General features: G+C 65.4%; 8 protein-coding genes and 2 pseudogenes. 4 read left to right on the top strand and 6 right to left on the bottom strand.

The window, feature by feature from the left end; genetic code table 11:
• Nucleotides 1-59: 59 nt before the first annotated feature.
• Nucleotides 60-365, top strand: coding sequence for a hypothetical protein (locus FUT88_RS16825; RefSeq protein ID WP_147216808.1), 306 nt, complete (start codon nucleotides 60-62; stop codon nucleotides 363-365).
• A gap of 9 nt (nucleotides 366-374) precedes the next feature.
• Here the strand turns inward: FUT88_RS16825 and FUT88_RS16820 are convergent, their stop codons facing one another.
• From FUT88_RS16820 to FUT88_RS16805, 4 genes are all read right to left on the bottom strand, one after another.
• Nucleotides 375-626 (bottom strand): hypothetical protein, encoded by a 252-nt coding sequence (locus tag FUT88_RS16820; protein ID WP_004627975.1) that lies wholly within the window; start codon nucleotides 624-626, stop codon nucleotides 375-377.
• 96 nt (nucleotides 627-722) lie between these two features.
• Nucleotides 723-1,178: a ferric iron uptake transcriptional regulator gene (gene fur, locus FUT88_RS16815; protein ID WP_147216807.1), complete on the bottom strand. Its 456-nt coding sequence runs from the start codon at nucleotides 1,176-1,178 to the stop codon at nucleotides 723-725.
• A gap of 448 nt (nucleotides 1,179-1,626) precedes the next feature.
• On the bottom strand, nucleotides 1,627-2,880 hold the full coding sequence (locus FUT88_RS16810) for a CynX/NimT family MFS transporter (protein WP_222614277.1): 1,254 nt from the start codon (nucleotides 2,878-2,880) through the stop codon (nucleotides 1,627-1,629).
• Entirely contained in the window at nucleotides 2,859-3,314 is a 456-nt protein-coding gene (locus FUT88_RS16805) for a nucleoside deaminase (RefSeq protein ID WP_147216805.1), read from the bottom strand. Before FUT88_RS16805 ends, FUT88_RS16810 begins: the two co-directional genes overlap by 22 nt.
• A 95-nt stretch (nucleotides 3,315-3,409) precedes the next feature.
• Here FUT88_RS16805 and FUT88_RS16800 point away from each other — a divergent pair, with 95 nt between their 5' ends.
• Nucleotides 3,410-4,297, top strand: a complete 888-nt coding sequence (locus FUT88_RS16800) for a LysR family transcriptional regulator (protein ID WP_012430077.1) — start codon at nucleotides 3,410-3,412, stop codon at nucleotides 4,295-4,297.
• A gap of 77 nt (nucleotides 4,298-4,374) precedes the next feature.
• On the opposite strand, the gene ahpF is transcribed toward FUT88_RS16800, so the two are convergent.
• Both ahpF and ahpC read right to left on the bottom strand, forming a co-directional pair.
• The gene (gene ahpF, locus FUT88_RS16795; RefSeq protein ID WP_147216804.1) at nucleotides 4,375-5,949 is read right to left on the bottom strand and encodes an alkyl hydroperoxide reductase subunit F; all 1,575 of its coding nucleotides are present in this window, start codon (nucleotides 5,947-5,949) and stop codon (nucleotides 4,375-4,377) included.
• Between the two features lie 124 nt (nucleotides 5,950-6,073).
• On the bottom strand, nucleotides 6,074-6,637 hold the full coding sequence (gene ahpC, locus FUT88_RS16790; protein WP_004627987.1) for an alkyl hydroperoxide reductase subunit C: 564 nt from the start codon (nucleotides 6,635-6,637) through the stop codon (nucleotides 6,074-6,076).
• A 399-nt stretch (nucleotides 6,638-7,036) separates the two neighbouring features.
• On the opposite strand from ahpC, the pseudogene glgA reads away from it, so the two are divergent.
• Both glgA and FUT88_RS16780 read left to right on the top strand, forming a co-directional pair.
• Nucleotides 7,037-8,667, top strand: a pseudogene (gene glgA, locus FUT88_RS16785) (glycogen synthase GlgA).
• A gap of 31 nt (nucleotides 8,668-8,698) precedes the next feature.
• Nucleotides 8,699-9,176 (top strand): annotated as a pseudogene (locus tag FUT88_RS16780) (DUF3416 domain-containing protein); the annotation flags it as partial.

The raw sequence follows: 9,176 nt of genomic DNA, 5'->3' as shown, positions 1-9,176 counted from the left end.
CGTTTTGTTTTTGCGTAGCGCAGGCGTAGACTGGTCCAAACCTGAACGGGGGACGCGTCATGACCGAAGAGCTGCTGGTCCAGTTGATTGCGGAAGTCGAGAAGGAAGACCCGGTGGATTTCGCGAACCTGCCCTTTGACGAGCAGATGTTGCGCGACCTGGTCTGCAAGCTGGTGTCGCGCCAGCTGACGCAAATGGAAAATGCCCACTTCAGCCAGGACGAAGTGATCGTCTCGCTCACCGCGAGCATCGCCAAGCTGGTCCTCGAGAACCTCGTGCTGAATGCGCGCCTGCTGGCACAGCAGGGACACGGCGAAAGCGCACGCGCGCTGCTGGAGCGGATCTCCCGCCAAGCGAAGAGATAGGCGGCGCGGTTACTGCGCCGGCACCACGTTGTACTGCGTGCGGGCCCGCGTCAGCAGGCGCTTGGCGACGGAGAGGCCGCGAATGGCGGCGGCATCGTCGTCCACGGGAAAATCAAATTCGGCGCTCCAATTGCAGCCGGTGTGATCGGGGCGGTGAATGCACATCGCGCGCAGTTCGCACTGTGCGCATTCCGGGTGTTGCTGGACGCAGCGGGCCAGCAAGGTCTTGAGTTCATCTTCGGACTTCAGACGGCGTTGCATCGGCATCTCCTGAATAACAGGGAGTTGGAACCCCGAGCGCGCGGTGAGTTTCGCCATGATCCCGTCGATACTGTTTCAGCAAGTTACCGGGTCACATCACGCATTCAACCCAATCGCGCCGGACACCCCCGCACTAGCCTGACACGCAGGGCAGACGCCGTAGAGCGCAAGCGCGTGATCGCGCAGCACGAAGCCGCGCTCGTTGGCCACACGCTCCTGCCGCGACTCGATGGCGTCGTCGTGAAACTCCTCCACGCGGCCGCACGTCAGGCAGATCAGGTGATCGTGATGCGCGCCCTCGTTCAGCTCATACACCGCATGGCCGGCCTCGAATGCATGGCGCAGCAGCACGCCGGCATCCACCAGCTGATTGAGCACGCGGTAGACCGTGGAGATGCCGATGTCGAGTTCCGACGTGAGCAACTGGCGGTACACATCTTCCGCGCTCAGGTGGCGGCCGTGTTCCGTACCGGCGGTGAGGATTTCCAGAATCTTGACGCGCGGCGACGTGGCTTTGAGCCCCGCCCGGCGCAGGTCGGTCGAGTTTGGCATGGCGTTCGTTGGGGCGAGATTTGGGTACAGCAGGCGGGGCGTTACAGCGGGCGAGAACCCAAAACGGCAACGTTGCACGCATGCACGCCGGTCGCTGAGTTCTTGAAGAAAAAAACGGCATGGCTGGCAGCCCGGAAAGTCGCAGTCGGGAAAGCGGGGTCTGAGTGCTTTCCCGACTGTCGGGCGGCTTGCTACTGCCAAACGCTCTGTGTGTCAGAGCGGTCCCCACAAAAGATCGGTTGCCGGGCGCCAGCCCATGAACCAGCAGGCGCGCAGCGAAATTCGGTTCGATGCGCCGTGCCTTGGAGGATTTGCCCTGGGAGCGAATCCATCGGCTGCAGCGCTGTCGATGGACACACTATAAATGCGAATGATTCGCATTACAAGCGTTTTCTTTACGAACTGTGGAAGGCCCCATCGGGAGCATGGTCACTCGCACAGGCAGGTGTTACACAGGCCCGATCGCGCGGGCGTAGCCGCTGGGGGCAAAGCGCAACGTCGTCACCATCGATGCGATCACGATGGCAATCAGCAGCGCCCACGGCAGTTGGAAACCGCCCGTCAGCTCGCGCAGCCAGCCGACTGCGTAGGGAATGATTCCCGTGATGATGAAACCGATGCCTTGCACGAACGCTGCGAGGTAACCGGCAGCGCGTGCGTCGGGCAGGTGGTCCAGCGTGAGCGTCAGGCACAGCGAGAACATCGAGCCGAGCCCACCGCCAATGAGGGCGACCCACAGCGTGGTGCCGGTTTGCGGCGCAAGCAGCAAGCCGACCATACCGATGAGCTGCATGACCAGCACGACCACCAACCACGGGCGCCGGTCGGGCCAGCGGCGCGCAAGCAGCGGTGCAGCCAATGCGCCAATCACCTGGAAGATCGTCATCAGGCCGATCAGGCTGCCTGCGTCCTGCGCGCTCCAGCCGAGTTGACGATAGAACATCGGCAGCCACGCGATCATGCTGGTGTAGCCGCCGTTGGCCGCGCCAAAGTAGATGGCCAGCAGCCATGCGCGCCGGTTGCCGAAGAAATTGAGCACAGGGCCGCGCTGCGCCGGTGCGGCGGCTTCACGCGGGCGAGCCGTCGCCCACAACACGAGGGCCACCAACGCCGGCAGCGCCCACACGCCGAGACCGGCATGCCAATCTGCGATGTGTGTAATGCGCGGGCTGAGCGTCGCCGCGATGCCGCCGCCGGCCATCAGCGAGGCGGAATACAAACCCAGCGCCATCGGCACACGCTGCGGAAACCATCGCTTGACGAGGCCGGGCACCAGCGCCTGGACAATCGCCACGCCCGTGCCGGCCAGCGCGGCGCTTGCGATCAGGGCCGCGCCCTGCCCGGCCCACAGTCGCCACAGGCACGCGCCCGCGATGGCCAGCAGGCTGCATGCCACGCCGCGATGCTCAGGCAGCCAGCGCGCTAGCCAGGGCAGGAACAGGGCGACGCTGCCCATGCACAGCACGGGAATCACGGTCAGCAGCGAAGCGCCCTGCAAGCCGAGCCCGGTGCCCGCGCGAATTTCAGCCAGCAGCGGCCCGATGGTCGTGAGGATCGGCCGCAGGTTCATGCCAAGCGCAACCACGACCACCACGCCGAGCCAACCGGCATCAGCGCGCATCGACGGGGCTGCGGCTTGAGGTGACGCGTCGGCGGCGGTGCCCTGTGCGGCCACGTCGCTCACGATTGATGTGCCTGCCATGCTTCGTAGAGGCCCTGCTCGCCCGTCGGCCGGCACGCATGCAGTTGCAACTCGCCGCACTCCGGTGCTCCGCGCATCTCGGCATACAGGGCAGCGGTCGACATGCCGAAGGGCTCGCCATCTTCGTTCGAATACGCAAAGTACGCCGTGCGAATGCCGCAGCGGTGCATCGCGGCAAAGCACATCGGGCACGGATGGCCGCTCGCGTACATCACCGCACCGCGCAAGTCCGGCGTGGCCAGCGCACGGCTTGCCTCGCGGATCGCCTGCATTTCGGCATGGGCGGTCGGGTCGTGGGTGGCGCGCACCTCGTTCACGCCACGGGTAACGATCTGGCCGTCGCGCACGAGCACCGCGCCAAACGGCAGCCCGCCGGCGTTGACGTTGCCGCGCGCCAGCTCCACCGCCTCACGCATGTACTGCTCATCGGACATCGAGGTTCTCCACAGACGAAATTGCGGGTCGATTATGGTTGCGCCCCTAAACATGTTCAAATTAAATAGTGAAATGATGTTCAGTGGATTTTCAAATGATTGATCTCGTCTTGCTGCGCAGCTTTGTTACGGTGGTGGACACGGGCAACTTCACCCGGGCGGCGGAGCATCTGCATCTGACGCAGTCGACGGTGAGCCAGCAGATCCTGCGGCTCGAGCAGCAGTTGGACTGTCGCCTCCTGGACCGCAGCCAGCGCCAGGTGCTGCCGACCGAAGAAGGCGATCGCCTGCTCGGCTACGCCCGCCGCCTGCTGCGCCTGGCCAACGAAGCGAGCGAAGCGCTCAGCCCCGAGCACACTGGGGGCGTGCTGCGGCTGGGCGTGCCCGAGGACCTCGGCAGCGGCGCGCTGATGCCGCTCATCGCCAGCTTTGCGCGCGAGCGCCCGCGGCTGCGGCTGGAAGTGGAAAGCGGCCTCTCACACCACCTCCTGCGTCTGTATCGCAATGGCGATCTCGACATGCTGCTCGTCAAGCAATGGGGGACGGACAGCGACTGCCATGCGCGCTGGGCTGAGCCGGTCTGCTGGATCGACAGCGCCGAGCGGCCGCACACGCTGCCGCTCGGGCCATCGCAACCGTCCTTGCCGCTGGTGGTGTTTCCAGTGGGCGCGCTGTATCGGCAGGAGATGCTGCATGCGCTGGAATCGATCGGCCAACCGTGGCGCATCACGTATTCGAGCCCGAGCCTGGCGAGCCTGTGTGCTGCCGTCAGCGCGGGGCTGGGCGTGAGCCTGCTGCCGGCCAGCACCGTGCAGGCTGGGCACCGCGTGCTCGGCGCTGCGGATGGTTTTCCGGAGATCGGCGGGCTGGAACTCGCGCTGTTTGCGCGACCCGACCTCGACAGCGCGGGGCGTGCGCTGCGCGATCGTCTTGTCGAGATGTGCGCGGCGCGTGCGCAGGCGCTGCAGTCGGCTGCCGGCTGAACGCCGAGGCACCAAAGAAAAAGCCGGACCCGCTTGTCGCGAAGTCCGGCTTGGTACGGATACGGCTCAGTTCAGCTTCAGGCAGCTTCGGCCAGCGGCACGCGGATCAGATGATCGAACGCCGACAGTGCGGCCTTCGCGCCATCGCCGGTGGCGATGATGATCTGCTTGTACGGCGTCGTGGTCGCATCGCCTGCGGCAAACACGCCTTCCGCGCTGGTCTGGCCGCGTGCATCGACGACGATCTCGCCAAAGCGATTGCGCTCGACCGCACCGTCCAGCCATTCGGTGTTGGGCACCAGGCCGATCTGCACGAACACGCCTTCCAGCGCGACCGTGTGCTCGACGCCATCGACGCGGCTCTTGTAGCGCAGGCCATTGACCTTCTGGCCGTCACCGGTGATCTCGGTGGTCTGCGCGTTGGTAACGATCGTCGCATTCGGCAGGCTTTGCAGCTTGCGCACCAGCACGGCATCGGCCTTCAGCTCGCTGGCGAATTCCAGCAGCGTGACGTGGCTCACCAGGCCGGCCAGGTCGATGGCCGCTTCCACGCCCGAGTTGCCGCCGCCGATGACGGCCACGCGCTTGCCCTTGAACAGCGGGCCATCGCAGTGCGGACAGTACGCTACGCCCTTGTTCTTGTACTCCTGCTCACCCGGCACGTTGACGTTGCGCCAGCGTGCGCCGGTCGACAGGATGACCGAGCGGCCTTTGAGCACCGCGCCGTTGGCCAGCGTCACCTCGGCAAAGCCGCCCGGCTTGTCTGCCGGCGTGAGCTTGACCGCGCGCTGCGTATTCATGATGTCGACGTCGTACTGGCGCACGTGCTGCTCCAGCGCGGCGGCAAACTTCGGCCCTTCGGTCTCCTGCACGGAGATGAAGTTCTCGATGCCCAGCGTGTCGAGCACCTGACCGCCAAAACGTTCGGCCACCACGCCGGTGCGCACGCCCTTGCGTGCCGCGTACACGGCAGCCGCCGCGCCGGCCGGGCCACCACCGACGATCAGCACATCGAACGCTTCCTTGGCAGCCAGCTTTTCAGCATCACGCGCGGCAGCGCCGGTGTCGATCTTGGCGAGAATTTCTTCCACGCCCATGCGGCCCGTGCCGAACGTCTCGCCGTTCAGGAACACGGTCGGCACGGCCATGATCTGGCGTGCCTCGATTTCGCCCTGATACAGCGCGCCGTCGATGGCGACGTGCTGGATGCGCGGGTTGATCACGGACATCACGTTCAGCGCCTGAACCACGTCCGGGCAGTTCTGGCACGTGAGCGACATGTAGGTCTCGAAGCGGAAATCCCCTTCGATATTGCGAATCTGCTCGATGACGTCGGCTTCGAGCTTGGGCGCATAGCCGCCCACTTGCAGCAGCGCCAGCACGAGCGAGGTGAATTCGTGGCCGGTCGGGATGGCGGCAAAACGCACGCTCACATCCGCGCCGGTGCGGCGGATCAGGAACGACGGTGCGCGCTCGGCGGCATCGCGTTGCTCGGTCAGCACGATCATGCTGGACTGCTCGGCCACGTCGCGCAGCAGGTCCATCATGTCGCGGGAGCCCTCGCTGTCATCGACGTTGGCGACCAGCTCAATGGGCTGCACGAGGCGTTCGAGGTAGGCCTTCAGTTGGGCCTTGACATCAGCATCCAGCATGACGACTTCCTTTATTCGTTTTGATTCAGTGACAGGGCGCGGCACATGCCTGCGCCCTTAAGCAAACGGCCGGCAGAGCCGGCCGTTTTTCACGCTGCATTTCTGCAGCAACAGCCTTGACTACTTAGATCTTGCCGACCAGGTCCAGCGACGGCTTGATGGTCTTCGCGCCTTCGTTCCACTTGGCCGGGCACACGTTGCCCGGGTTGTTGGCGACGAACTGGGCAGCCTTGAGCTTGCGCAGGGTTTCCTTCACGTCACGGGCGATGGCGTTGTCGTGCACTTCCATCGTCTTGATCACGCCTTGCGGGTCGATCACGAACGTGCCGCGCAGTGCCAGGCCTTCTTCCGGAATGTGCACGCCGAATGCGTTGGTCAGCGCGTGCGTCGGGTCACCCACCAGCGGGAACTGAGCCTTGCCCACGGCCGGCGACGTTTCGTGCCACACCTTGTGCGAGAAGTGCGTGTCGGTCGTGACGATGTAGACCTCGGCGCCAGCCTTCTGGAATTCAGCGTAGTTGTCCGCTGCGTCTTCCACTTCGGTCGGGCAGTTGAAGGTGAACGCGGCCGGCATGAAGATCAGCACGGACCACTTGCCCTTGAGCGACTCATCCGTGACTTCGATGAACTTGCCGTTGTGGAACGCTTGGGCCTTGAACGGTTGGACTTGAGTATTGATCAGCGACATAGTGGTTTTCGGTTGGGTTGCTTGGTTGACAACGGAGTGGATCGTATCGTCGATCAGTGCATTGCACAAGTTGATTGATATGATTTCGTCGATTGTTTTTTTCTATTAAGCGAGCAGCTCAGCCTTCGGAGCCTGAACCGGCCCATCTCCCGACGTGCGCCCGCACGCATAGACGAAATTACACAGCGCACCCGCAGGTTGCACACGCTGCACGTGCCACTGCCGCGCGTACATCACGTACAGCCCAGGCCGCGCCAGCGAAGACCCCCTGCCTTGTCAGCGTCTGTCTGACTGGCATAGGTCTTGCGCGAGGAGGTCGATCGCAACCCCCTCCGCCATGCATCGGCGCCTCCACTGTTGATCAGCTGGACGGCCCGGCAGGCGAATTCCCTCGGGAGCATGACCTTGTCGCTGAACGTTCTCTTCGTCGCTTCTGAAGCTGTGCCGCTGGCCAAGACCGGTGGGCTCGGAGATATGGTTGGAGCGTGCGCGAGCGCGCTTCGGCGCGCCGGCATGAAAGTCACGGTGATGCTGCCGGGCTATCCCGACGCCATCGCCCAGTTGCAGCACACGCACACGGTGTGCGAATGGACCGACCTGCCTGGCGGCCGCGCGCGCCTCTTGAGCGGCCGCATGGGCGCACAGGGCATTCCGGTCCTGCTGTTCGACGCACCGGCCCTATTCGCGCGGCCGGGCAACCCATACCTGGACGACCACGGCGAGCCGTACGAAGACAACGCGCTGCGCTTTGCGGCATTCAGCCAGGCGGCTGCGCGCGTGGCCGGGGGCGTGCCGGGCGTGCATCGCGCTGACATCGTGCAGGCGCACGACTGGCACGCGGGGCTGGTGCGCTGTTCGTCAAGCGGGCGCAGGTGCCGGTGAAAACGGTGTTTACCGTCCATAACCTTGCGTTCCAGGGCAATTTCCCGATGCACGTGGTGCCGGACATTGGCGTGCCGCCCGATGCGGCGCACGAAGCCGAGTTCTGGGGCCAGTTCAGCTTCCTGAAGGCGGGCCTGCTGTGGGCCGATCGCATCACCACCGTGAGCCACGCCTATGCGCGCGAAATCCTGTCCGAAGCGGCAGGTTGCGGCATGCAGGACCTGCTGCGCGCACGCCAGCAAGACTTGGTCGCCATCCTCAACGGCATCGACAACGATGTGTGGAACCCCTCGAAGGATCCGCTTCTGCCGCAGCCGTTTGTTGCTTCCAACCTGAGCGGCAAGCAAACCGCCAAGCGCGTCCTGCAGCAACGCTTCGGCCTGCCGGAAGACCCGAAGGCGCCGCTCCTGGCCGTGGGCAGCCGCTTGACGCATCAGAAGATGGCTGACGTGACCTTGCAGGCGCTGCCGCAGCTGCTCGAATCCAACCCGCAATTGCAGGTGGCCGTGCTCGGCTGCGGTGAACACGCATACGAGACCGGCATGGCTGAACTGGCGGCGCGCTATCCGCGCCAGGTGGCCGCGAAGATCGGCTACACCGAGGCCTATGCGCACCTGCTGCACGCCGGCGCCGACATCCTGCTGCATGGCAGCCGCTTCGAGCCGTGTGGCCTGACGCCGCTCTATTCGATGCGCTACGGCACGGTGCCGATCGCCTCGCGCGTGGGCGGCCTGATGGACACCATCACCGACCACGGCTCGCCCGAAGCCGCCATGCACGGCGCCACAGGTTTCCTGTTTGACGGCGACACCGCCGACGCCATGGTCGCCGCCGTGGAGCGCGCGCTGCATGTCTTCGCCCAGCCGCAGGCGTGGCGCATCCTGCAATACAACGGCATGACGACCGACTTCGGCTGGTCGCAGCCGGCCCGCGAATACATTGCGCTGTACCGCAACCTGGTACCTGCTGCCACACCCATGCCCGCCGTGGCGCTTGCGCAGACGCCGGCCGCACCCGACGCGCTGCACACGCCCCGCCCCGAACAACCTGTGCGTACGCCGGCGCGGCGACGCTCGACGGCGCTGTCCGACGAGATCCGGGCGCACGCGGTGGCGCGCGCAGCCAGTGCCGAAAAAATCCGTGCCTGACCGCGCCTGACGCCCTGCCCCGCTTTCACGCATGCCCGAGACCAAGTCGCCCAAGCCCGCCTCTTCACGTAAAAACACGGCCGCACTGAAGGCGGCCAAGCCGCCCGGCAGCAAAGCCCAATCGGTAGCGAAGCCGGCCGCCACGCCCACCGCAGCCCCGCCGGCCGCCGTCGAGCCTGCGTATGCGCCCGCCATCTGCTACGTCCATCCATTGCAGCTGGGCAGGCTCGACCGATGGGATGGCGTGCTCGATCGCATTGCCGCACTGGGTTTTGACCATGTGTTGATGGCGCCGCCGTTTGCCGTGGGTGCGGCCGGCAACGTCTTCGTCACGCGGGACCATGCGCAACTGCATGCAGCGCTGGGCGGCGGGCCGGCCGACGCCGCGCTCGGCACGCTGGCCGAAGTCTGCCGCGCGCGCGGGCTGACGTTGCTGCTCGACCTCGTGGTCGACCGCGTTGCCATCGATGCGCCGCTGCGGGCCGACCACCCCCGACTGGTTGCCAGCC

The organism is Ralstonia sp. TCR112 (assembly GCF_007997035.1).
GTDB lineage: Bacteria > Pseudomonadota > Gammaproteobacteria > Burkholderiales > Burkholderiaceae > Ralstonia > Ralstonia edaphi.
Note: the sequence above shows the minus strand (reverse complement) of the source record. Positions and strands in the feature narration are given on the sequence as shown.

What these genes read in the sequence shown, in the direction of transcription:
- FUT88_RS16825 (WP_147216808.1), top strand. Translation starts at nt 60, where the DNA reads ATGACCGAAGAGCTGCTGGTCCAGTTGATTGCGGAAGTCGAGAAGGAA.
- FUT88_RS16820 (WP_004627975.1), bottom strand. Translation starts at nt 626, where the DNA reads ATGCAACGCCGTCTGAAGTCCGAAGATGAACTCAAGACCTTGCTGGCC.
- fur (WP_147216807.1), bottom strand. Translation starts at nt 1,178, where the DNA reads ATGCCAAACTCGACCGACCTGCGCCGGGCGGGGCTCAAAGCCACGTCG.
- FUT88_RS16810 (WP_222614277.1), bottom strand. Translation starts at nt 2,880, where the DNA reads ATGGCAGGCACATCAATCGTGAGCGACGTGGCCGCACAGGGCACCGCC.
- FUT88_RS16805 (WP_147216805.1), bottom strand. Translation starts at nt 3,314, where the DNA reads ATGTCCGATGAGCAGTACATGCGTGAGGCGGTGGAGCTGGCGCGCGGC.
- FUT88_RS16800 (WP_012430077.1), top strand. Translation starts at nt 3,410, where the DNA reads ATGATTGATCTCGTCTTGCTGCGCAGCTTTGTTACGGTGGTGGACACG.
- ahpF (WP_147216804.1), bottom strand. Translation starts at nt 5,949, where the DNA reads ATGCTGGATGCTGATGTCAAGGCCCAACTGAAGGCCTACCTCGAACGC.
- ahpC (WP_004627987.1), bottom strand. Translation starts at nt 6,637, where the DNA reads ATGTCGCTGATCAATACTCAAGTCCAACCGTTCAAGGCCCAAGCGTTC.